21 protein-coding genes are annotated in these 24,525 nt (G+C 46.2%); 17 read left to right on the forward strand and 4 right to left on the reverse strand.

Annotation, left to right across the window (positions count from 1 at the left end; translation table 11 throughout):
• Positions 1-57 precede the first annotated feature (57 nt).
• The 3 genes from cysJ (at position 58) to cysH (ending at position 4,400) form a co-directional block, all read left to right on the forward strand.
• Positions 58-1,866 carry an NADPH-dependent assimilatory sulfite reductase flavoprotein subunit gene (gene cysJ, locus JK154_RS14030; protein ID WP_211993176.1) on the forward strand — a complete coding sequence of 603 codons (1,809 nt, stop codon included), beginning with the start codon at positions 58-60 and terminating at the stop codon, positions 1,864-1,866.
• Positions 1,866-3,578: an assimilatory sulfite reductase (NADPH) hemoprotein subunit gene (gene cysI, locus JK154_RS14035; RefSeq protein WP_211993177.1), complete on the forward strand. Its 1,713-nt coding sequence runs from the start codon at positions 1,866-1,868 to the stop codon at positions 3,576-3,578. Before cysJ ends, cysI begins: the two co-directional genes overlap by 1 nt.
• A 90-nt stretch (positions 3,579-3,668) precedes the next feature.
• Positions 3,669-4,400: a phosphoadenosine phosphosulfate reductase gene (gene cysH / locus JK154_RS14040; protein ID WP_211993178.1), complete on the forward strand. Its 732-nt coding sequence runs from the start codon at positions 3,669-3,671 to the stop codon at positions 4,398-4,400.
• Between the two features lie 12 nt (positions 4,401-4,412).
• Here the strand turns inward: cysH and JK154_RS14045 are convergent, their stop codons facing one another.
• The gene (locus JK154_RS14045) at positions 4,413-5,492 is read right to left on the reverse strand and encodes an aminopeptidase (RefSeq protein ID WP_211993179.1); all 1,080 of its coding nucleotides are present in this window, start codon (positions 5,490-5,492) and stop codon (positions 4,413-4,415) included.
• A gap of 394 nt (positions 5,493-5,886) precedes the next feature.
• Between JK154_RS14045 and cysD the strand changes: the two genes are divergently transcribed.
• From cysD to rpoS, 12 genes are all read left to right on the forward strand, one after another.
• Positions 5,887-6,795, forward strand: coding sequence for a sulfate adenylyltransferase subunit CysD (cysD, locus tag JK154_RS14050; RefSeq protein WP_211993180.1), 909 nt, complete (start codon positions 5,887-5,889; stop codon positions 6,793-6,795).
• An 11-nt stretch (positions 6,796-6,806) separates the two neighbouring features.
• The gene (gene cysN, locus JK154_RS14055; RefSeq protein WP_211993181.1) at positions 6,807-8,234 is read left to right on the forward strand and encodes a sulfate adenylyltransferase subunit CysN; all 1,428 of its coding nucleotides are present in this window, start codon (positions 6,807-6,809) and stop codon (positions 8,232-8,234) included.
• Positions 8,234-8,839 carry an adenylyl-sulfate kinase gene (cysC, locus tag JK154_RS14060; RefSeq protein WP_211993182.1) on the forward strand — a complete coding sequence of 202 codons (606 nt, stop codon included), beginning with the start codon at positions 8,234-8,236 and terminating at the stop codon, positions 8,837-8,839. The genes cysN and cysC overlap by 1 nt, the downstream gene beginning before the upstream one ends.
• A 50-nt stretch (positions 8,840-8,889) precedes the next feature.
• Complete coding sequence (locus tag JK154_RS14065; RefSeq protein ID WP_211993183.1) at positions 8,890-9,213, forward strand: DUF3561 family protein; 324 nt, start codon at positions 8,890-8,892, stop codon at positions 9,211-9,213.
• 183 nt (positions 9,214-9,396) lie between these two features.
• A complete protein-coding gene (ftsB, locus tag JK154_RS14070; protein WP_211993184.1) occupies positions 9,397-9,717 on the forward strand; it encodes a cell division protein FtsB in 321 nt (106 codons plus the stop codon).
• A 19-nt stretch (positions 9,718-9,736) separates the two neighbouring features.
• The gene (ispD, locus tag JK154_RS14075; protein WP_211993185.1) at positions 9,737-10,447 is read left to right on the forward strand and encodes a 2-C-methyl-D-erythritol 4-phosphate cytidylyltransferase; all 711 of its coding nucleotides are present in this window, start codon (positions 9,737-9,739) and stop codon (positions 10,445-10,447) included.
• Positions 10,447-10,926: a 2-C-methyl-D-erythritol 2,4-cyclodiphosphate synthase gene (gene ispF / locus JK154_RS14080; protein ID WP_211993186.1), complete on the forward strand. Its 480-nt coding sequence runs from the start codon at positions 10,447-10,449 to the stop codon at positions 10,924-10,926. Before ispD ends, ispF begins: the two co-directional genes overlap by 1 nt.
• Complete coding sequence (gene truD, locus JK154_RS14085) at positions 10,923-11,972, forward strand: tRNA pseudouridine(13) synthase TruD (protein ID WP_249215936.1); 1,050 nt, start codon at positions 10,923-10,925, stop codon at positions 11,970-11,972. Before ispF ends, truD begins: the two co-directional genes overlap by 4 nt.
• A 709-nt stretch (positions 11,973-12,681) precedes the next feature.
• A complete protein-coding gene (surE, locus tag JK154_RS14090; RefSeq protein ID WP_211993188.1) occupies positions 12,682-13,443 on the forward strand; it encodes a 5'/3'-nucleotidase SurE in 762 nt (253 codons plus the stop codon).
• Complete coding sequence (locus tag JK154_RS14095; RefSeq protein ID WP_211993189.1) at positions 13,437-14,063, forward strand: protein-L-isoaspartate(D-aspartate) O-methyltransferase; 627 nt, start codon at positions 13,437-13,439, stop codon at positions 14,061-14,063. Before surE ends, JK154_RS14095 begins: the two co-directional genes overlap by 7 nt.
• Positions 14,064-14,300: 237 nt before the next feature.
• Complete coding sequence (gene nlpD, locus JK154_RS14100; RefSeq protein WP_211993190.1) at positions 14,301-15,413, forward strand: murein hydrolase activator NlpD; 1,113 nt, start codon at positions 14,301-14,303, stop codon at positions 15,411-15,413.
• 55 nt (positions 15,414-15,468) lie between these two features.
• Positions 15,469-16,461 carry an RNA polymerase sigma factor RpoS gene (gene rpoS, locus JK154_RS14105; protein ID WP_211993191.1) on the forward strand — a complete coding sequence of 331 codons (993 nt, stop codon included), beginning with the start codon at positions 15,469-15,471 and terminating at the stop codon, positions 16,459-16,461.
• 100 nt (positions 16,462-16,561) lie between these two features.
• On the opposite strand, the gene mutS is transcribed toward rpoS, so the two are convergent.
• Entirely contained in the window at positions 16,562-19,129 is a 2,568-nt protein-coding gene (gene mutS, locus JK154_RS14110) for a DNA mismatch repair protein MutS (RefSeq protein ID WP_211993192.1), read from the reverse strand.
• Between the two features lie 914 nt (positions 19,130-20,043).
• Between mutS and flhD the strand changes: the two genes are divergently transcribed.
• Positions 20,044-20,391, forward strand: a complete 348-nt coding sequence (flhD, locus tag JK154_RS14115; protein ID WP_211993193.1) for a flagellar transcriptional regulator FlhD — start codon at positions 20,044-20,046, stop codon at positions 20,389-20,391.
• A 12-nt stretch (positions 20,392-20,403) separates the two neighbouring features.
• On the forward strand, positions 20,404-20,928 hold the full coding sequence (flhC, locus tag JK154_RS14120; RefSeq protein WP_211993194.1) for a flagellar transcriptional regulator FlhC: 525 nt from the start codon (positions 20,404-20,406) through the stop codon (positions 20,926-20,928).
• A gap of 201 nt (positions 20,929-21,129) precedes the next feature.
• On the opposite strand, the gene JK154_RS14125 is transcribed toward flhC, so the two are convergent.
• Complete coding sequence (locus JK154_RS14125; protein WP_211993195.1) at positions 21,130-21,984, reverse strand: PA4780 family RIO1-like protein kinase; 855 nt, start codon at positions 21,982-21,984, stop codon at positions 21,130-21,132.
• A gap of 325 nt (positions 21,985-22,309) precedes the next feature.
• The gene (locus JK154_RS14130) at positions 22,310-24,517 is read right to left on the reverse strand and encodes an ABC transporter permease (protein WP_249215927.1); all 2,208 of its coding nucleotides are present in this window, start codon (positions 24,515-24,517) and stop codon (positions 22,310-22,312) included.
• Between the last annotated feature and the right edge of the window lie 8 nt (positions 24,518-24,525).

Raw genomic sequence — 24,525 nt, forward strand, 5'->3', positions numbered from 1 at the left:
TTAGTGCCATTACCTTTAATAAGCCCTTTCGTTTCAGCAACCGGAATCCTATAACGCATGACAACTCAGGCTCCTCCGGCCACAATGCTTCCCCTGAATCAGGAGCAACTGGCCCACCTTCAGGCGGTGACAACCGACCTTTCTCATACCCAGCTAGCCTGGTTGTCCGGTTATTTCTGGGGAATGGTTAATCAACAACCGCACGTTTCTGGCGATGTAATTTCCCCGGTACAGGCGGCTGTCGTGGCTGATACCCCGACCATTACCCTGATTTCCGCATCTCAAACCGGTAATGCACGGCGAGTGAGTGAGCAATTACGGGACGAACTATTGGCCGCTGGACTCAGTGTGAACCTGGTCAATGCTGGAGATTATAAATTTAAGCAAATCGCTCAGGAAAAACTGCTGATCATCATTACCTCCACTCAAGGGGAGGGGGAAACACCTGAAGAGGCTGTTGCGCTGCATAAATTCCTTTTTTCAAAGAAAGCCCCTCGTCTGGAAGGCAGTGCCTTTGCTGTTTTTAGCCTTGGTGATTCTTCGTATGAGTTTTTTTGCAAAGCGGGAAAAGATTTTGACTCTCGCCTGGCTGAACTTGGTGCGGAACGCCTGCTTGAGCGCGTTGATGCTGATGTCGAGTATCAGCCAGTGGCTAAAACATGGTGCAATAATCTGGTCACCCGTCTGAAAGCTCGCGTACCTGGGGTGGTAACCACTGCAGCAGTACCTGACACCCAGGCTGCTCACCAGGATTTGTATAGCAAAGCGTCACCGCTGGCAGCATCCCTGGCGGTTAACCAAAAAATTACAGGTCGGGCTTCCGATAAAGATGTCCGCCACATTGAAATCGATCTTGGTGATTCTGGCCTGCGTTATCAGCCAGGAGATGCACTGGGTGTCTGGTATCATAACTCACCAGCACTGGTCCACGAGCTGGTGGAACTACTGTGGCTTAACGGTGACGAAACGGTAACCATTGACGGGAACTCGTTGTCACTCAATGACGCTTTGACCACACATTTTGAACTGACGGTAAATACCGCCGGTATTGTTGAACAATATGCCCAGCTGACGCGTAATACACAACTGCTGGAATGGGTTGGTGATAAAGGGAGCTTGCAGCGCTATGCGGAGACAACTCCCATTGTTGATATGGTGCGTTTCGCACCGGCAGAGCTTACGGCAGAACAGCTAACGGGTTTATTACGTCCATTGACGCCTCGTTTGTATTCTATCGCCTCCTCCCAGGCTGAAGCGGAAAATGAAGTGCATATTACCGTCGGTGTTGTGCGTTATGAAATTGAAGGTCGTTCCCGTACCGGTGGCGCATCAGGGTTCCTTGCTGATCAGCTTGATGAGGATGGAGAAGTCCGCGTGTTTATTGAACACAACGATAATTTCCGCCTGCCTGCAGACCCTGAAACACCTGTCATTATGATTGGTCCAGGGACAGGTATTGCTCCTTTCCGCGCTTTTATGCAGCAGCGTGATAACGACGGGGCTACAGGTAAAAACTGGCTGTTCTTTGGTAACCCGCATTTTACTGAAGATTTTCTCTATCAGGTTGAATGGCAGCGTTATGTTAAAGAAGGCCTGTTGACCCATATCGACTTGGCTTGGTCGCGTGATCAAGAACATAAAATTTACGTACAAGATAAACTGCGCGAAAAGGGTGCAGAATTGTGGCGCTGGATCCAAGAGGGTGCGCATATTTACGTTTGTGGTGATGCCAGCCGTATGGCCAAAGACGTTGAGCAAGCATTACTTGACGTGATTTCCGAGCAGGGGGGGATGGATACCGAAACTGCAGATGAATTTTTAAGTGAGTTGCGCGTTGAGCGCCGTTATCAGCGAGATGTCTACTAATGAGTGAAAAACACCCCGGACCCCTGGTGGTCGAAGGTAAACTGGTCGATGCTGAACGTTTAAAGCGCGACAGTAACTATTTACGTGGAACCATCAAGGAAGACTTGCAGGATGGTCTGACTGGTGGTTTCAATGGTGATAACTTTTTGCTGATCCGCTTTCACGGTATGTACCAGCAGGACGACCGTGATATTCGAGCTGAACGTGCCGAGCAGAAACTCGAGCCGCGCCATGCCATGATGTTACGTTGCCGTTTACCCGGGGGGATCATCTCACCTCAACAATGGATGGCTATCGATAAGTTTGCTGCGGATAAAACGCTCTATGGCAGCATTCGACTCACCAACCGTCAAACATTTCAGTTTCACGGAATTCTGAAGAAAAATGTTAAGCCCGCGCATGAAATGCTGCACGAGGTCGGGCTGGACGCCCTGGCAACGGCGAATGATGTGAATCGTAACGTTCTGTGTACCTCCAATCCTGTTGAGTCAGAGCTGCACCAGGAGGCATATGAATGGGCGAAAAAACTTTCAGAGCACTTGCTGCCACGCACTCGGGCTTACGCCGAAATCTGGTGGGATAAAGAGAAAATAGCCACCACCGATGAGGAGCCGATTCTCGGGGCGACTTATTTGCCGCGTAAATTTAAAACGACCGTGGTCATCCCGCCACAGAACGATGTTGATCTCCACGCGAATGACATGAACTTTGTGGCGATTGCTGAGAATGGCAAACTGGTCGGTTTTAACTTACTGGTTGGCGGTGGTTTGTCTATCGAGCACGGTAATAAAAATACCTATGCCCGCACTGCCAGCGAATTTGGTTATATTCCGTTAGAGCATACCCTGGCGGTCGCTGAAGCGGTGGTCACGACGCAACGTGACTGGGGTAACCGCACCGACCGTAAAAATGCGAAAACCAAATACACCCTGGAACGTGTCGGTGTTGATGTTTTCAAAGCTGAAGTCGAACGCCGTGCTGGTATTACGTTTGAACCGATACGTGAGTATAAATTTACAGGGCGTGGCGACAGAATCGGTTGGGTGAAAGGTATTGATGATAAATGGCATCTGACTCTGTTTATCGAAAATGGTCGTATTCTGGATTACCCGGATAAGCCTTTGAAAACCGGATTACTGGAGATTGCTCGTATCCATCAGGGAGACTTCCGCCTGACGGCTAACCAAAATTTGATCGTTGCCGGTGTGCCAAAAAGTGAGAAGGCCAAGATAGAGAAACTGGCAAAAACCCATGGTTTAATGGATTCAGTCACACCACAACGTGAAAATTCAATGGCTTGTGTTTCTTTCCCTACTTGCCCACTGGCCATGGCGGAAGCCGAACGTTTCTTGCCTCAGTTTGTGACCAAAATCGAGCAGGTACTGGTGAAACACAATGTACCTAATGAGCATATCGTCACCCGAGTAACAGGGTGCCCGAACGGTTGTGGGCGTGCCATGCTGGCTGAAATAGGACTGGTGGGTAAAGCTCCTGGTCGCTATAACTTGCATATTGGTGGTAATCGCACAGGCACCCGTATTCCACGTATGTACCAGGAAAATATTACTGAGCCAGAAATTCTCGCCTCAATTGATGATCTGGTAGGACGCTGGGCAAAAGATCGTAAGGGGAAAGAGGGATTTGGGGATTTTACCGTCCGTACTGGCATTATTCGCCCAGTGCTTGACCCCGCCCGTGACCTCTGGGACTAGAACGTTTATTTATGGCCGCCTGCTACACCATTATGGTTAGCAGGCGGATAGCCATACACCCCAGTTATTTTATCTACAGTCGAGTTGCTTATGTCCGTATTCATCTTAGATGATTTAAATAAATTGCCACCCGAAGAACAAGTTCAGGCTCTGGCAGATGTGAATCAAGAGCTTGAAACACTGACTGCACAGCAGCGTGTAGCCTGGGCACTGGAACATTTACCTGGCGAGTTTGTTCTCTCTTCCAGCTTTGGTATTCAGGCGGCAGTATGCCTGCACTTGGTCACCCAGCAGTTGCCTGAAATCCCTGTTATTCTCACCGATACAGGTTACCTGTTTGCAGAAACCTATCAATTTATCGACGAATTGACCGACGTGTTAAAGCTTAACCTTAAAGTCTATCGTGCACCAGAAAGCGCCGCCTGGCAGGAAGCACGCTATGGAAAACTTTGGGAGCAGGGGGTTGAGGGCATAACCCGCTACAACGAGATAAATAAAGTTGAGCCGATGAATCGGGCGTTACATGAGCTTCAGGCTCAAACGTGGTTTGCTGGTTTACGCCGTGAACAGTCTACTAGCCGGGCTAAACTTCCAGTGCTCGGTATTCAGCGTGGCGTACTGAAGTTCTTGCCGATTATCGACTGGGATAATCGGACGGTGTACCAGTATCTTACTGCTCACGGGCTAAAGTACCACCCACTTTGGGATGAAGGCTATCTCTCTGTGGGCGATACTCACACTACCCGGAAGTGGGAGCCGGGCATGGCGGAAGAAGAGACCCGCTTTTTTGGCTTAAAGCGCGAATGCGGGCTGCATGAGTAATCTGTCAGATAATTAGCCCTGTGATGCTTTGACGGGGCTTTCTTTATGTTTCAGTGACCCTGCTTTGGCAAGTTCTTTGATCAGCGGTAGCATAATTTTTACCGCATCATGAGAGCGTTTTGTAATCTGACCCGGTAACCATTTGTCCAGGTACTGAATATTATCCCGGGCAACTTGGTAACGTACCGTCCCTTCAGGGAACGCTTTACTACGGGGGCGCTGTTGATGCGACGAGTGTGAAACCCTGCCCGATTGTGTCGATTCTACGGATAGCACGGGAATACCAATGCTATCGAATAACGCAACGTCCTGATAAAAATCATTCCCTTTTGACGCGGATGTTTCTGCTGCTGATTTTGTTGCGACAGGAATGGCGAACTGATGCGCTAAGGCCACAGCCCGGTCACGACCCAGTTTACGTACCGCATTGGGGGTTGACGCACTGCTGATAAAAGCCAGTTTGTCGCCGATGATCAAGCTGTCGAGGTTGATCACCAACAGGGTATCTTTTTGCTCTTTTTTCGTCATACGCAGTAAGATGCTACGAGCCCCGGCGGCATCTATCTGTTTACCACTGGTTGCGATAAAACGGATACTGTAGCGCACGGGTATATTGCGTAGTTTTTCTGCCAGTTCCAGCATTACGCCTAAACCGGACGCATTATCGTCGACCCCTTGCAGAAATAATCCTCCCAAATTGTCATTATTATTCTGATCACTCTGTGGGGTGTAAGTATCCAGATGGGCCATAATAATAATTTGCTGGGGCTCACTTCCCTGATGAAAAGCAATCACGCTATTGCCTGTAACACTATGCCAGATTTGTTCACCATCGCTCTGGGCAAAGGGATAGCGGGCAGTAAACTGGCGAATATCACTCTGATAACCCCAGGCCTGAAATTGTTGTTTTACGTATTCAGCAGCCAGTAACTCTGCGGGGCTTCCTGTCATTCTTCCCGGAAAATGGCTGGCAATGTAACGAGTTTGTTGTTCCGCCACTTGGCCTGTCTGGGGGAGTGGTGCTGAAACAGTGACTGCAGAGTATAGCCCCAGCGTCAGACAAAATAGCTGGCGGCGTACAGCGGAGAACATAATCCATCCTTCTCTTGATTCTTGATATCCACGAATTCAGTGTAAGCTGACCAATGTCTGCCCTCAGCGGATCCAGGCCCATCGCTTATGCCGCTCAATTGTTCTGAACTGAGCCGCAGCCGCTACTGAAGTATTGGCATACAGATATTTTTTAACTCATCTAGTATGAAACTGTGGTGATGGATAGCCAATGGTATTTAGCGTTAAACCTGAAGAAATGAGGCGGTTAAGCACAATTTGTTGTGAGCATTGTCATTTTGTTATTACTTTTTGGAACGACTCATTCCAAATAGTAATTTCATAACAAATCAATTAGCGACTTATAGTCCTGTTAGATCACATCTCAAACGGCTGACAAAGATCGGCTGTAATGTATTTCGCCTAAGGGAAGGTTATGGAACAAAATCGACTTACTCACTTGCGACAGCTAGAAGCGGAGAGCATCCACATTATTCGCGAGGTTGCCGCTGAGTTCTCAAATCCGGTGATGATGTACTCGATCGGTAAAGACTCCTCGGTGATGTTGCATCTGGCACGTAAAGCATTCTATCCAGGCGCACTACCATTCCCCTTATTGCATGTTGATACCGGCTGGAAATTTCGTGAGATGTATGAGTTCCGGGATCGTACAGCTAAAGAGTATGGCTTCGAATTGATTGTTCATCGTAATCCAGAAGGCGTGGCAATGGGTATTAACCCTTTTGTTCACGGAAGTGCGAAACATACTGACATCATGAAAACGGAAGGGTTAAAACAGGCACTGAACAAGTATGGTTTTGATGCCGCATTTGGTGGTGCTCGTCGTGATGAAGAAAAATCACGGGCCAAAGAACGTATTTACTCCTTTCGCGATCGTTTCCACCGCTGGGACCCTAAAAATCAGCGTCCTGAATTGTGGCATAACTATAATGGCCAAATAAACAAAGGCGAAAGCATTCGGGTGTTTCCACTCTCTAACTGGACTGAACTTGATATCTGGCAGTATATCTACTTAGAAAATATCAACATCGTTCCTCTTTATTTGGCTGCCCCTCGCCCGATCATTGAGCGTGACGGCATGCTCATGATGGTGGATGACGAGCGCATCGATTTACAACCAGGCGAAGAGATACAACAGCGGATGGTTCGTTTCCGGACGTTAGGTTGCTGGCCGTTGACAGGGGCTGTGGAGTCGAGTGCGCAAACCCTGCCGTCGATTATCGAAGAAATGCTGGTGTCCACGACCAGCGAACGACAGGGTCGTGTTATCGACAGGGATCAAGCTGGCTCCATGGAGCTGAAAAAACGCCAGGGTTATTTCTAAGGAACCGTCAGATGAATACAACTATTGCACAACAAATTGCGGAAGAGGGCGGTGTAGAAGCTTATTTACGCGCCCAGCAACATAAAAGCCTGCTGCGTTTTCTCACCTGTGGCAGTGTTGACGATGGAAAAAGTACGTTAATCGGTCGACTGTTGCACGATACTCGACAGATCTATGAAGATCAGCTCTCTTCACTGCAAACGGACAGTAAACGCCATGGGACACAAGGTGAAAAGCTGGACTTAGCATTGCTGGTCGATGGTTTGCAAGCTGAACGTGAACAGGGTATTACCATTGATGTTGCCTACCGTTATTTCTCCACGGAGAAACGTAAATTTATTATTGCGGATACACCAGGGCATGAGCAGTACACCCGCAATATGGCGACCGGTGCTTCCACTTGTGAGCTGGCTATCCTATTAATCGATGCCCGTAGGGGCGTTTTGGACCAGACTCGCCGTCATAGCTTTATCAGCACGTTACTGGGAATAAAGCACCTGGTTGTGGCAGTAAATAAAATGGATCTTGTTGATTTTAGTGAAGCGAGATTTGAACAAATAAAGAATGATTACCTGACCTTTGCGCAACAATTACCGTCGGATCTGGATATTCGTTTTGTTCCCCTTTCCGCCCTTGAAGGGGATAACGTTGCCAGTCAAAGTAGTGCGATGCCTTGGTATCACGGCCCAACATTGTTAAGCATGCTGGAAACAGTAGAAGTGACACGCAATGTTGACCAGCAACCAATGCGCTTCCCGGTACAGTATGTGAATCGCCCGAATCTCGATTTTCGTGGTTATGCCGGGACACTGGCATCCGGTACCGTTTATGTCGGGCAGCGGGTGAAAGTTCTGCCATCAGGGGTGGAATCGACCATAGCCAGCATTGTTACCTTCGATGGCGCACTGGATAATGCCATTGCCGGTGAGGCTATTACCTTGGTACTGGCTGATGAAGTAGATATCAGCCGGGGGGATCTGCTGGTGGATGCCGAACAGCAACTCACCGCGGTACAGCGTGCGAAGGTCGATGTGGTATGGATGGCAGAGCAACCACTCCAGCCAGGACAACGCTATGACATCAAAATTTCAGGTAAAAAAACCCGGGCTTATGTGGATGCCATTCATCACCAGGTTGAGATCAACTCCTTGGATCATCTTGAGACTGAAAGCCTGCCACTCAATGGTATTGGGCTGGTCAGCCTGACTTTTGATGAGCCCCTTGTGTTGGATACCTATCAGCAAAACCCGGTCACTGGCGGGCTTATTTTTATTGATCGTCTGAGTAACGTCACCGTGGGTGCCGGGCTCGTGCGTGAGCCATTACAACATGAACCGCAGATTCCGACGGAATTTAGTGCCTTTGAACTTGAACTCAATGCATTAGTCCGCCGTCACTTCCCACACTGGAATGCACGTGATCTGCTGGGAGGGAAATAATGGCTGACCATGACGATAACGTGGTGTGGCATGCCCACCCCGTTACCCAGGCCCAGCGTGAAGAACTGCACCGACATCGTGGCGCGGTGCTGTGGTTTACTGGGCTGTCGGGGTCGGGGAAATCCACCGTGGCGGGTGCGTTGGAAACCGCATTACATGCTCAGGGTATCAGTACCTATTTATTAGATGGGGATAATATTCGTCACGGTCTGTGTCGCGACCTGGGCTTTAGTGAGGCAGACCGCAGGGAGAATATTCGTCGAGTGGGTGAGGTGGCAAAGTTAATGGTCGATGCGGGACTGGTCGTACTCACGGCTTTTATCTCACCTTACCGTGAAGAAAGACAGTTTGTCCGTGAGCTTATTGGTGAGTCCTGCTTTTGCGAAATATTTGTTGATACGCCACTGGATATCTGTGAAGCGAGAGATCCAAAAGGTCTTTATAAAAAGGCACGAGCTGGTGAATTAGCAAATTTTACCGGGATTGATTCGGCCTATGAGGTCCCTGTTAACCCTGAATTACGCCTTGCTGGTGAACAATTAGTAACAAATTTAGTGACTCAAACATTAGACCTGTTACGTGGTAAGGATATTATCAATCTCTGAATCCTATCTGGAGGCATAATGCCTCCGGACATCAGAGTTACGAATACGTTATGCGCAACAGCTCGAACTATTTCATTTCGCTGGCTGATTCAAGGGCTACGCCTGAGGAGACAGCCTGGTCACTGCCCGGTGCCGTTATTGGCTTTTTATCGTGGCTGTTGGCGCTTGGTATGCCATTTTTAATCTATGGTCTTAATACCCTGTTTTTCTTCCTCTACACATGGCCATTCTTTCTGGCACTCATGCCCTTGTCTGTGATTATCGGTATTGCAATGCACTCCTTGTTACATGGCCGGCTAATCCTCAGCTCTCTGGCAACACTCCTGCTTGTGTCCCTGATGTTTGGCGTATTGTTAATGTGGTTATTAGTCTGATCGCCAATCTGAAACATCTGTCCTGGTCTACTATTTATCGCAAGCCATCAGTGAAATGTGCGGCAAACGCGCATCACGTCGTGTTATGTGATAAATTTCACCGCTGTATAGCGGGCATCCTTGTTCCCGTAGCAAATTCAATAACGAGTTATGGGATGATTGTGCCGTGTTTCAGGGGGCTGGATGGGTAAACTAACGCTACTGTTGCTCTGTATTCTGGGCTGGCTCCAGTATTCGCTGTGGTTCGGTAAAAACGGTATCAATGATTACACCCGGATCAGTGCCGATGTTACGGTACAGCAGGCGACCAATGCCAAGTTAAAATCACGTAATGATCAGCTGTTTGCTGAAATCGACGATCTTAACGGTGGGCAAGAGGCCATTGAAGAACGCGCTCGTAACGAACTCAGCATGATTAAACCGGGTGAAAGTTTCTACCGTCTGGTTCCTGATGCCTCTAAGCGTGCCCCGAACAACACGGGGACTGGGCAAAATAATCGATAACACTCTACAAGAGAAAGGCATGTGTAACTCCTCTTCGGACGTTATCGCCGTAGTACCGGCTGCTGGTATCGGTAGCCGTATGCAGGCGGAATGTCCTAAGCAGTACCTAAAAATAGGCGAGCAGACCATTCTTGAGCACGCCGTTGCCAGCCTGCTGGCGCACCCTCGTATTCGTCAGGTGCTCGTGGCTATCAGCCCGGACGATCAGTATTTTACATCTCTACCTCTTGCTCAGAACCCGCGTGTTACCACGGTGACAGGGGGGGGAATGCGTGCCGAATCAGTATTGGCAGGTCTGCAGGCGGTGAATAATGCCGAATGGGTGTTAGTACATGATGCCGCTCGTCCTTGTTTACATCCTGATGATCTGGTGCGTTTACTGGCAATCACCCCCAGTAGCAAAATCGGAGGCATTCTGGCGACCCCGGTGCGTGATACCATGAAACGCAGTGAACCCGGAGCGCCACTTATCGCTCACACGGTGGAGCGAGATGATTTATGGCATGCTCTTACCCCACAGCTGTTTCCGCTGGAACTACTACGTAGCTGTTTACTACGGGCATTGAATGAGGGCGCAACAATTACTGACGAAGCTTCAGCCCTGGAATATTGTGGTTTTCATCCTCAGTTAATCAGTGCGCGTGCTGATAACATTAAGGTGACTCGCCCCGAAGACCTTGCTTTGGCGGAATTTTATCTTACGCGGTTAACCCAAACGGAGAATGTGTAATGCGTATCGGACATGGCTTTGATGTTCATGCTTTTGGCGGCGAAGGCCCTATTGTGATGGGGGGCGTTCGTATTCCCTATGAAAAAGGGTTACTGGCCCATTCCGATGGTGATGTCGTTCTGCATGCCTTGACCGATGCCTTACTGGGTGCCGCTGCCTTAGGGGATATTGGTAAACTTTTCCCTGATACTGATGATGCCTACAAAGGTGCAGATAGCCGCGAATTGCTACGGGAAGCATGGCGTCGTATCCAGGCTTGCGGCTACACTTTAGGAAACGTGGATATCACGATAATTGCCCAGTCCCCTAAAATGGCTCCGCATATTCCCCAAATGCGTATTTTTATTGCTGAAGACCTGGGTTGTCATATGGATGATGTTAACGTCAAGGCCACCACCAGTGAAAAGCTGGGGTTTACTGGTCGTGGTGAAGGTATCGCTTGTGCCGCCGTCGCGTTATTACAGAAGGCTCGTCCCTGATGGATATGCAAAACCTGACCTGGCTTCACGAAAAGCCTGTGGGGAATGGTGTTATTAAAGCCAGCCCGGAAGACTTTATTGTTACTGAAGATTTAGGCTTTGCGCCTGATGGTGATGGCGAGCATCTGCTGTTGCGAATCCGTAAAACAGGTTGCAATACACGCTTTGTTGCTGATGCCCTGGCTAAATTTCTCAAAGTTCCCCCTCGTGAAGTCAGTTTTGCTGGTCAGAAAGATCGGCATGCGATAACTGAGCAGTGGTTTTGTGTGCGGTTGCCTGGTAAAGAGATGCCGGATATGCGCCCCTTTACGCTTGAGGGATGTGAAGTTCTGGAATATGCCCGTCATCGCCGTAAACTCCGCCTGGGAGTGCTAAAAGGAAATTACTTTAAGCTTGTACTGCGTGATATCAGTGATGGTTATGATGCGGAAATTCGCTTACAGGCCGTTGCTAAGGTAGGGGTTCCCAATTATTTTGGTAGCCAGCGTTTTGGTATTAATGGCAGTAACCTGCTTCAGGCACAACGCTGGGCACAAAGTAATGCTCCACTACGGGACAGAAGCAAACGTAGTTTTTGGTTATCTGCTGCCCGTAGTGCTCTGTTTAACCAAATTGTCAGTACCAGACTGGCAGAAAAAGAGATTAATCAGATTATCGTGGGTGATGCTTTACAACTGGCTGGCCGTGGTAGCTGGTTTGTTGCAACGGCAGAAGAACATGACACACTGCAGGCTCGTGTCGATCATGAAGAGCTATTAATCACCGCTGCATTACCTGGTGATGGCGAATGGGGGACACAAGGCGAAGCACTGGCATTCGAGCAGGCTTGTGTGGCGGAAGAACAGATACTGTCAGGTTTGTTAAAACGTGAGCGTGTTGAAGCTGCGCGCCGGGCTATGCTGGTAAAACCTCAGCATTTCACCTGGCACTGGCAAGGGGATACGGTTGTTGAGCTTAAATTCTGGTTACCTGCAGGGAGTTTTGCCACGAGCCTGGTACGCGAGGTTATTAACACTGGTGGTGAAGAAAATAACATCTCGGAGTAGTGTATCTTTGAGGGATGAAGCCCACCTTCATTAAGCAGGTAGTCATTTTTTAAAGGGCTATCTGCCCCTGCTTTTCTCGCCTGAAGTAACCAGCTCCCGGTACATCAACACCGGACTGGCATCAATCTCTGGTATTAAAGACGGGTATGATGGCGTGTCTCACCGCAGGTGAAACGACACGTTGTTAACCCGTAGAACTCCACATGTCCAAGTATGTATCCATGGCCTGTTTTTCTCGTTCTTTTTACTGACAGATACTTTATTTCAACGTGATCGTATTGAGCTTGTGGATAGTATTGGTTAAGTATCATCTGGATAGTGACGCTCAACGTATTCCGCACCGGTGGGCAGTATATTGGCTTATCATGGAGATAACCGGGGTTATTCATTAATGATTTCCATGCCACAGAGGATGAATGAAGATGTTACGGGATCACCACCAGGTTGGGGGGGCGCAGTCTTATTAAGCCCTGTTTGTCTGGCTGATGATGGTATCTGATGGCACCAGTACAGGGTAAGGTATTGATGCCCAAAACCGAGCGCCTCTGTACTGGCGGTCATGCATGTTGTGCTAGAATCTTCTGTCAGCAGCCAGTGTTTACATTACCATCACGTTATCCTGTGGGGATAAGTGAACGCGCTTTTAGACAGGACAATAATTAGAACAATAATAGTAATTATTTATTTAAAACAATGGGATGTTGTTTCGATGAGAATTTTGCTGAGTAACGATGACGGTGTGTATGCACCAGGTATTCAGATATTAGCTAACGCATTACGGGAATTTTCTGAAGTACAGGTTATAGCGCCGGACAGAAACCGGAGTGGTGCTTCTAACGCATTAACGCTTGAGTCGCCCTTACGCACTTCGACCCTGGCAAACGGTGACATATCCGTCCAGATGGGAACTCCAACGGATTGTGTCTATCTTGGGGTTAATGCCCTGATGCGACCAGGGCCAGATATTGTGATTTCAGGCATCAATGCGGGGCCTAATCTGGGGGATGATGTCATCTATTCCGGAACGGTTGCTGCGGCGATGGAAGGCCGCCATCTGGGCTTACCAGCCCTGGCTGTGTCTCTTAATGGACATCAATATTATGAAACGGCCGCAGCGATTACCTGTCTTCTGTTACGGGCATTAGTACGCGAACCCCTGCGTACTGGGCGGATTCTTAATATTAATGTCCCTGATTTACCACTTGAGAGAATTAAAGGTATTCGCGTTACTCGTTGCGGTAGTCGCCATCCTGCGGATCAGGTTATTGCGCAGCAGGACCCTCGTGGTCATACAGTTTACTGGATTGGTCCACCAGGAGAGCAGCTCGATGCGGCGCCAGATACTGATTTTGCCGCAATAGATGAGGGATATGTATCAGTGACCCCGCTTCATGTTGATCTCACTGCACACCGAGCTCATGAAGTGGTTAGTGCCTGGCTGGTGAAAGCCGGAGTAGAACATCAATGGTAAGTCGTCGTGTACAAACGCTTCTTGAACAGTTACGTGTTCAGGGAATTAAGAATGAGCAAGTGTTGGCTGCTTTGACAGAAGTGCCACGAGAGATGTTTGTCGATGAAGCCTTTGAACATAAAGTTTGGGAAAATACCGCCTTACCCATTGGTTCTGGCCAGACAATCTCTCAGCCTTATATGGTTGCACGGATGACCGAGCTATTGGCACTGACGCCCCAGTCAAAAGTGCTGGAGATTGGTACAGGATCTGGCTACCAGACCGCGATACTGGCGAATTTAGTTGAACATGTGTGTTCAGTTGAACGGATTAAGAGTCTACAGTGGCAAGCCAGACGTCGTTTGAAACAGCTTGATTTACATAATATTTCCACACGGCATGGTGATGGCTGGGAAGGGTGGAAAGCAAAAGCTCCGTTTGATGCCATCATCGTTACAGCAGCACCTTCAGAAATACCTGTCGCGTTACTGGAACAACTCACCGATGGCGGTATTATGGTGCTGCCTGTTGGAGAAGAACAGCAGGTACTGAAACGTATCCGCCGCCAGGGAGGGGATTTTTTAGTTGAAACGATAGAGGCCGTGCGTTTTGTTCCCTTAATCCGTGGTGAGTTATCATAAGCGCTTAATAGCAAAACCACAGGTCGACTTGATTAGGTATTATTTAGAAATAACTGGCATTTTTTTTCTTTGTTTTTATATAGTATTTTCATGTGGATATATCGACAATGGTCCAGGGTTTTGACAAGTACAGATCTTTGCGTGTCGATGTGTATAGACAGACCATTTAATTTGGCTAACATCTAAGTGGCCTGAAGTGTGACGGGCATATGCCATTGTTTTTATTTTGGGGGATACATGAGCGCAGGAAGCCCAACTTTTTCTTTACGCCGGGTAGCGATGTTAACACTTGGGAGCCTGTGGTTAGTCGGGTGTTCCAGTAATAACTCACAAGCGCCAATTAGCTCTGTTGGGGATAATAGTAGTCAGACGGGATCATCCAGAGGTAGCCTGTTGGTCACCAAACCCCCGACGATGACATCCACCGTGCCAGCGCATCCTCAGATACAGTCAGTACAACAACCTGTTGTGCAGACTCAGGCTGCACCGACTGTCTCCTCTGAGCCAGTTCAGACGCAAAATGGGCGTATCGTTTATAACCGCCAGTATGGCAACATCCCTAAGGGAAGTTATGCTGGTGGCAACACATATAGTGTGAAACGCGGAGATACCCTTTTTTATATCGCCTGGATAACTGGGAACGATTTCCGTGATCTTGCACAACGTAACAATATCTCTGCGCCTTATAATCTTGAGGTCGGTCAAACGTTACATGTTGTAAACTCATCCGGCGTTCCTATTACTGGTGGGAATGCGATCACCGCAGCAGACAGCCGTGAACAACAGGCAATCAAGCCTTCTGTGCAAAATAACAGCACAGCAGTTGCGTCCAGAACAACAATTACGTATTCTGAGGATTCAGGCGAAGATAAAACTAACACGTTGTCGTCAGGTAATGGTTCATTGAACCGTCCAGTTACGGCGCCAGCGGTCAGTAATACCGAACCGACCGTCAGTAGTACTTCAAATAGTGCACCGATTTCATCGTGGCGCTGGCCTACTGAAGGTAAAGTTATTGAAACCTTTGCTGCCACCGAAGGGGGTAATAAAGGGATCGATATTGCAGGCAGTAGTGGACAGGCTATTGTCGCGACCGCCCCTGGCCGCGTTGTATATGCCGGTAACGCACTGCGCGGTTACGGTAATCTAATTATCATAAAACACAATGATGATTACCTGAGTGCCTACGCCCATAATGATAAAATGCTGGTCCGGGAACAAGAGGACATCAAGGCGGGGCAGAAAATTGCTACCATGGGTAGCACCGGAACCAGTTCTACACGTTTGCATTTTGAAATTCGTTACAAGGGGAAATCCGTAAACCCGTTGCGTTATTTACCGCAACGATGAATCGCAATACACAAGTATGTGTTTTTGCATAGGGATCACGGGTAGGAGCCACCTTATGAGTCAGAATACGCTGAAGGTTAGTGAGTTAAACGAAGACGCGGAATATGATGAAAGCAGCATTGAGGTTTTTGATGAAAAAGCCCTTGTAGACGAGGACTCCAGTGACGGCGATATCTCAGATGATGAGCTATTGTCGCAGGGGGCTAACCAGCGTGTGCTGGATGCCACTCAGTTGTATCTTGGAGAAATTGGCTACTCACCGTTACTAACAGCGGAAGAAGAAGTTTATTTTGCACGTCGTTCTTTACGTGGGGATGTTTCATCACGCCGAAGAATGATTGAAAGTAACCTTCGTCTGGTAGTTAAGATCTCCCGTCGGTATAGTAATCGCGGTTTGGCTTTACTTGACCTGATCGAAGAAGGTAATTTGGGTTTGATCCGTGCAGTTGAAAAATTTGATCCTGAACGTGGATTCCGTTTTTCAACCTACGCGACTTGGTGGATTCGCCAGACTATTGAACGGGCTATTATGAACCAAACCCGAACAATACGTTTGCCTATCCATATAGTAAAAGAACTCAATGTCTATTTACGTACAGCACGTGAACTTTCTCACAAGTTAGATCATGAGCCAAGTGCGGAAGAGATAGCGCAACAACTTGATAAACCAGTTGATGACGTAAGTAGAATGCTTCGCCTTAATGAGCGTATCTCTTCAATTGATACCCCACTCGGTGGGGACTCAGAGAAGGGTTTGCTGGATATTCTGGCAGACGAAAAAGATAACGGCCCGGAAGAGGCAACACAAAACGATGATATTAAACAAAGCATCGTAAAGTGGTTGTTTGAACTGAATGCAAAGCAACGTGAAGTATTAGCTCGTCGTTTTGGACTGCTGGGTTATGAAGCTGCAACACTTGAGGACGTTGGTCGCGAAATTGGGTTAACACGTGAACGAGTACGTCAGATTCAGGTTGAAGGCTTACGACGGTTACGTGAAATATTGCAGACACAAGGACTGAACATCGAGGCGCTATTCAGGGAATAAATATTCAAGTAAAAAGGCGGTGATGCAAATCACCGCCTTTTTTCTTTTCTGGATTATAAACACAGTTGTGACGTAATGTGTATACAACGTATTGTAGGCATCAGACCATGTTTTTCAGACGATAAATCCATTCCAGGGCCTGACGTGGGGACAAGCTATCGGGATCAATATTTTCCAGTGCTTCCAGTGCCGGGGAAGTTTCCTCTTCAACACTCAGCAGGGACATCTGTGAGCCATCAACCTGACTGGCCGCAACACTGCCCGACATACTCTCAAGCTCCCGGAGTTTTTGGCGAGCACGTTTGATCACATCTTTAGGGACACCGGCTAAAGCGGCAACGGCAAGACCATAGCTTTTACTCGCAGCACCATCCTGCACATTGTGCATGAAAGCGATGCTCTCACCATGCTCAACGGCATCCAGGTGTACATTGATTACCCCTTCCATTTTTTCTGGTAGTGTTGTCAACTCAAAATAGTGGGTGGCAAACAGTGTCAGTGCTTTAATTCGGTTTGCCAAATTTTCAACACAGGCCCAGGCCAGAGAGAGGCCATCATAGGTGGAGGTTCCCCTTCCTATTTCATCCATCAAGACCAGACTGTGCTCTGTCGCATTATGAAGAATATTTGCTGTTTCAGTCATTTCGACCATAAAAGTCGATCGTCCGGATGCCAGATCATCAGCAGCGCCAACACGGGTAAATATTCGGTCAACAGGGCCAATCTCAGCCTGCGTAGCAGGGACGAAGCTACCAATATAAGAAAGCAGCACAATCAGTGCTGTTTGTCTCATATAGGTACTTTTCCCCCCCATATTAGGACCCGTAATGATGAGCATTCTACGCTGAGGCGATAAATTCAAAGGGTTAGCAATAAAGGGCTCACTTAAAACCTGCTCAACAACAGGGTGACGAGCCTCAACCAACCTGACTCCTGGCTTGTCGGTCAATACGGGGCAGCTGTAGTTAAGTGTTTCGGCACGTTCAGCCAGGTTAACTAATACATCCAGTTCAGCCAGCGCTGCGGCACTTTTTTGTAATGCTTCAAGGTGTGGTAGCAACAAATCAAAGAGTTGTTCATATAGTTGCTTCTCCAGTGCTAATGCTTTCCCTTTTGACGTCAATACCTTATCTTCATACTCCTTTAGCTCGGGTATGATGTAACGCTCTGCATTTTTAAGTGTCTGGCGACGAATATAATGAATGGGTACTAAGTGGCTCTGTCCACGACTGACCTGGATGTAGTAACCATGAACCCCATTGAATCCTACTTTTAACGTATCCAGCCCCAGCTTTTCACGCTCGCGGATCTCCAGGCGGTCGAGATAGTCAGTAGCACCATCAGCCAGAGCCCGCCACTCATCCAGTTCTTCATGGTATCCCGGCGAAATGACCCCGCCATCACGTATTAAAACAGGCGGTGCTTCAATAATAGCCCGTTCGAGCAGTTCTCGTAGCTCGGTAAATTCGCCCATATGCTGGCGTAACGCTTGTACTGATACGGGGTGAATATCCGCCAGGAGGCTGTTTAACAATGGCAACTGCTGAAAAGCATAACGCATTCGTGCGAGATCCCGGGGCCGGGCAGTACGCAAGGCTAAACGTGCCAGAATACGTTCTAAATCCCCAACCTGCCTGAGTGTTGGCTGAATCTCTGCGCTGTAGTCCTGCAGTGCGGCAATAGCCTGCTGACGCTGGGTCAAAATATCAATATTACGCACTGGCGAGTGAAGCCAGCGTTTTAACATGCGGCTTCCCATTGGGGTGACCGTGCGGTCAAGAATCGATGCCAGCGTATTATCACCTCCTCCTGACAGATTCTGGGTTATCTCCAGATTACGTCGGGTGGCTGCATCCATAATGATGCTGTCTTGCTGACGCTCCATCATGACGGAACGAATATGGGGAAGGGAAGTACGCTGAGTATCTTTCACATACTGTAGCAAACAGCCTGCGGCACAAAGTGCATGGTGGGCATTCTCGACACCAAAACCCTTAAGGTCCCGGGTACCAAATTGCAGTATCAATTGCTGGCGTGCTGTCTCAATTTCAAACTCCCACAAAGGCCGACGACGCAGGCCCCGACGCCCCTCAATCAACCTCATCTCGGCAAAGTTTTCTGCATACAGTAACTCGGCGGGATTGGTTCGCTGAAGTTCAGCGGCCATCGTTTCCTTATCTTGTGGCTCCGTCAGCAAAAAGCGACCAGAGCTAATATCAAGGGTGGCATAACCAAAACTGCCTTGCGTATGCCAGATGGCGGCTAACAGATTATCCTGACGTTCCTGCAATAAAGCTTCATCACTAATGGTACCGGGAGTAACAATGCGTACCACTTTACGTTCAACCGGCCCTTTACTGGTAGCCGGATCGCCAACTTGTTCACAGATAGCGACCGACTCGCCCAATTGCACCAGTTTAGCCAGATAGTTCTCTACAGCGTGATGTGGCACACCGGCCATAGGGATTGGCTCGCCTGCAGATGCCCCGCGTTTGGTCAGTGAGATATCCAATAACTGTGAAGCCCGTTTAGCATCATCATAGAACAGCTCGTAGAAGTCCCCCATCCGGTAAAATAGCAGGATATCGGGGTGCTCTGCTTTAAGGCGGAGATACTGCTGCATCATGGGGGTGTGTGAATCCAGATTTTTACTGTCAATCGCAGACATCTTTTTATTCCATTGAATTTTAATAAAATTGTGATTTTAATCGTTGTTATCAAGTATCACATTGTCTAATAAACACGAGTCGCTATATCCCAATAAATGACAGGAAAGGCTAAACTAACAGACTTTTTTACTGACGATATACTATCCTGGTGACCTGGTTGCTGTCACAGGTAAAAAATGGGGAATTTCACTTAAAATGTGATGTGCTCCTGACAGGTACAGGGGGTTGTGATTAAACGAGCCTGGACTGGACGCTTTTTAATCACTCTGGTGTGCGAAAAAAAGAATAGCCCGATATCGGGGGACGGACAGAGAATAATACGTGTGTACTACCGACTGTAAGATATATCGTGGGGAATTATGTTATGAGATAATACTATTTCTATTCTTTTTTACTAAAAAATGATTCACACAGTTGAATCATTGCACGTATTCAACGTCAATGGATAAAATACAATCAGTTTTTCCTTTTATATAAAGAATTAGTCTGAGATGTGAAAAATATTATAAATGATAATGCCATTTCAACTCTCATAGGTTGTAAAAATATGTTATTCAATTAAATTATTAATTTTTTAAATTATGATGACAAATTTAATTATAATTTAAATGTCGAGTTTAAATATTTTTAAATGTTTTTAATGTTACTTCTATCTTGCTGAATACACAGGCTTTTTGTTTTTTCATTATTTAACATTTTTTAGGTGATAGGAGTGGTTTGCTAAAATGCACGAAAAGTGAAAATTAGGCGATGAAGATACTCTGTTTCAAATTACTGAGCCGAATGACTTGTACAAATGAACAGAATTAAACAATAATCAAAAGTAATTTGAAGGCGTATGTCATCATTAATAACGATGACGATCGTTCAGTATTCTGCGTTAACAGTACTTACTTGTATGAAGATAAATTAAATGAAAAATATAAAACATAATGAACAGATTCAAAGTATACAGAGTGTGAATCTTTCATATTTGTTACTTGCACAACGATTAATCGAAGATGACAGACTACTGGCATCGTTCAGGCTGGGGTTAAATGATGCGACTATCGAAATGATAAAGAATCTAGCATTGCCACAATTAATAAAACTCTCTTCCACAGGGCAACTTATTTGTCGACTGCGGCTGGATAACGAAGATGTCATTGAATGTTTAACTAAAGACTCACGCATTGATGCCCTGCAGCGTATTCATACCGGGATCATTTTATCCACAGAACTACTCGATTCTCTGTCAGAAAGTCGTTCATCAATAGTCTAACAGGAGGGGGCGATGGCAGAGAAAAGTATTCTCAAAGAAATTAATGATGCTCATATTGCAATGGAATTAATTTCTTTCGGCGCAAGGATGCAGGTACTGGAGAGTGAAACGAGTCTGAGCCGCAGAAGGTTACTACGATTATATAAAGAGATGAAAGGTTGCTCGCCACCTAAGGGGTTACTGCCTTTTTCTCCTGACTGGTTTATGACATGGGAGCAGAATGTACATGCATCCATGTTTTATAATATATTTTTATTTTTACATAAAACCCGACCAGGACGGAATATCGAGCATATACTCGTGGCTTATAAGCTGTATCTGGAACAGTGTATTAATCACGCGACGGAAAAACCGCTATTGGGTATTACCAGAGCCTGGACACTCATCCGATTCACTGAATGTGGCATGATTGACCATATCAGGTGTTGTCACTGTGGTGGCATATTCATCGTCACGGCCAGTCATCTGTGTGATAAACAGTTTGTTTGCCGTTTATGCTGTATTCCTTCAAGAGCAGTTAAAAAATTAGTATGGTAATAAAATTATCTACTCTTACTTATTTAATGAAGAAATGATAATGGTGTTAATTTTTCATCCCATTGCCACAGGGTATTTAATCATTTATTCAATACAAGGGAAAAAACAGCAGCAGAGCCTTACTTAATAAAAACCCACAGAACCATTATGAATGTGCTGTGGGTTTTCATCAGTAGGTGAATTCATCATTGAATAACTGCGTTATTCCTCTTCACGCTCTTTACTGATGCGTAAACGATCATAGTATTCATCTTCAGCTGCGATGATTTCATCCATGAGTGACCCCATATCGACTTTATGTTCTTCTTCCACAAACCGCCCGGTCAGCGGTACTTCAGGGGTGAGTTTACCTTCTTCATATAACTGCCAGATCTCCTTCGCATAGCGAGTCTTGAGTAATTGCGGAGCGAACTGACCGTAATAAGCTGTAATATTATTCACATCGCGTTCAAACATGGACTCAGCATGGTTATTTGCTGCCGCATCGACGGCCTGGGGCAAGTCAATGATCACTGGCCCCTGAGAGTCCATCAGCACGTTAAACTCTGATAAGTCACCATGGACTAACCCGGCACATAACATGCGTACAATATTACGGATCATGATGTGAAAATCACTAATCGCATTTTCTTCCGTCAGTGTGACATCGCTCAAACGCGGGGCCACCATTCCGTCCGCATCTGTTACCAATTCCATGAGTAAGACACCGTCGAGACAGATATAAGGCTCAGGAACACGCACGCCAGCTTTGTCCAGACGGAATAAGGCGTCTACTTCGGCTGTTTGCCAAGTCTCTTCTTGCTGTTTTCGACCAAATTTTGAGCCTTTTTGCATGGCACGGGCACTTCGGGAATTACGCGTTTTACGCCCTTCCTGATACTGTACCGCTTGTTTAAAGCTACGCTGGGTTGCTTCTTTGTAGACCTTAGCGCAGCGAATTGAGTCACCACATAACACCGTGTACACGTCAGCTTCCTTGCCACTTTTCAGGCGCTGAAGGACTTCGTCTATCAAACCATCATCAACCAGAGGTTGGATTCTACTTGGAATTTTCATGCGGCTTTATACCCTATTTAAGCCGCTTTTCGTATCAATAACATAGACGGCAGTAATAGAAAAAATTAACAGAGAGCGGATCAATAATTCAATTGTTCTGAAAAATTTTTTTTGAACAAGCTATTTATAAGGTCAGAAGCTATATATTTTTTAATAAAAACATATGGTTGCTGGTTTCTCTGTTACTCGAGGGTCAAACTATACTGACCAGAACGCGTGTGCATGGCGAGGGGCGTATCGCTTCGGCACAGATAAGATGCATAAGTCATCCTGCCAATACAGAGAAGGATTACTGATCCGAGCAACTCGAGTATCTCTGTAGTATTCAGACGACTGGGGCTTCTGAATGTTTACGCCCAACCAATCGATACAGTGCCAGTAAGAATAATAAAATAGCTAAAATTGATATTTTCAGAATCACGGGCATAAGCTCATGAAGATTGGCCCCCTGTGAATTCAGCATTGTAAATCCATCAATCATCGTGCTGGATGGGAATATTTCCATGAAATAAACGACCCAATTTGGCATGTTAAATGTTGGGAATGATGCACCTGATGCATAAAAAATAACCATGGATGTGGCCGACAATAATTGCATCGGACGATTAATATTATCCAGGAAACTACCAATAAACATACCCAGTGAGCTGACCGATGCTGAAAACAGAACAATCATATATAACTGAATGAATATATTGCCTACATTTGGATAACCTTTTAAATAATAAACCCACCCAAATACGAACATGGCGCCCAGTACACCAATGGTAAACAACCCTAAAAAGGTTCCCGTGAACTGTGAAATATTTATTTTGAATAGACCGCAACTTCTCCGTAGCCCGATAAGCATCGAACTGCTAAAAATAAGTGTTTGTTGTAGTATTATAATAAAGACAAGGGGCATGATAAATGTTTCGTATCCCAGCGTTAAATTATAAAGCGGCATTGCAATGATACTGTCTGAAGACTTGGATGCTAATCTATTAACATCCGTGGTAGCGCTAATGGCATTAGTTATCGCTAATCTGAGGTCTGCGGCAACAGCCATATATCCACCAGAAAGATGGACATTAATTCCGCCATTTCCACCCCTGACCACATTATTTTTAAAATCATTATCAATAATGATAACTGCAGAGGTTTCTCTGTTTCTGAGAGAGTTTAATGCATCCGGAGTGGATGTGCCAACATGTGTGACATCAATTTCTCTCGTTGTTTGAAGATTATTAATTAATGTTCTAGATAATGATGACTGATCTAAATCTACAACCGTGATGGGTAACTTAAGATTCACCTGTGCTTCATAAGCACTGGGATAAAACATACTATATATAATTAAAGAAATAATTGCCGTTGAAAATATAGGTTGGCACCTTTTTATCGATCGTAAGGTACTGACGAAACTCTGTTTAATGCCATCGAATTTAATGTTTTCTTTATGTGTGGGAGGTAATTTCTTGGTTTTATGCTTACCAAGCAAAGAATATATAATAATTGAAGGGATAATAATATAAAGCGAAAGAATAGCAAACTGATAAAAGCTGGTTGCAATATCACTACCCAGATTAACCTGCTCCAGTTGAATTCGATAATAATGAGTGAACGGCTGAAAGTTACTCCAGAAATTAGCCCAGCCATTTGCATTAAGAATGGATAACGTACCATCTGAATAGGTCAGTGCCGCACTGGTGTAAACGGTTGATATACTTAATGCGGTAAGCATATTTCGTGTGATAGAAATAAACATAACAGCAATGCACGCAGTTAAGATACATAAGAATGCGATAGCTAACATCAACACCCACGAATTACCAAATATTGGCCACCCTCTAATCACCGTCTGCCAGACATTATAGAATAAATTCCACAAAAATATTATGATGATATAGGGAAGAGTTCGGGCAATAACGGCTACAGACAGATAGCTTTTACTGTGACTTGTCCATTGATTATAGAGGTGTTTAGTCTCAAAAAAACGACCAATAGCGCAAATAACTGCACTGCTGAGAATAATACAGAGCAATACAGGAATAGCAATTGGGGTCAAAAATCGTTCATAGCTATTTTGTGAATTACTGATATTCTGTATTTGAATATTCAGTGAGCCAGCATTGGTATGTTGATGAACCATACCCACTTGTGTTCTATTCTTTGAGGTTTGCAGAGCATCACTTATCGCTGTTTGTAGCGCGATAAAAGCCGCATTGCCGGTTGATCGAAATTGCCCATTGTAGCGAATAACAATAGGGGTATCACCCGATCGAAAGGAGGCAGCTGTTGCACCGCGAGGGATCTCTACAAAAGCATTGATTGCCATTTCTCGCATCAAGTGCTGTGCCTGGGCATTATTTTCAGGCATAGCTATTAGCGTAATGCTCTTTGAGGCATTTATATTGCTGATTATCTCACGACTGAGTGCTGAGTGGTCATAATCCACCACCGCTACGGGTATTTTTTCTGATACACCATTGCTGAACATTGCACAGATAAAAATGAGCAAAAAAGCAGGTACTATAAATAATAATATTTTCATGTAACGAT

This window comes from Citrobacter sp. JGM124 (assembly GCF_018257795.1).
Taxonomy (GTDB): Bacteria; Pseudomonadota; Gammaproteobacteria; order Enterobacterales; family Enterobacteriaceae; genus JGM124.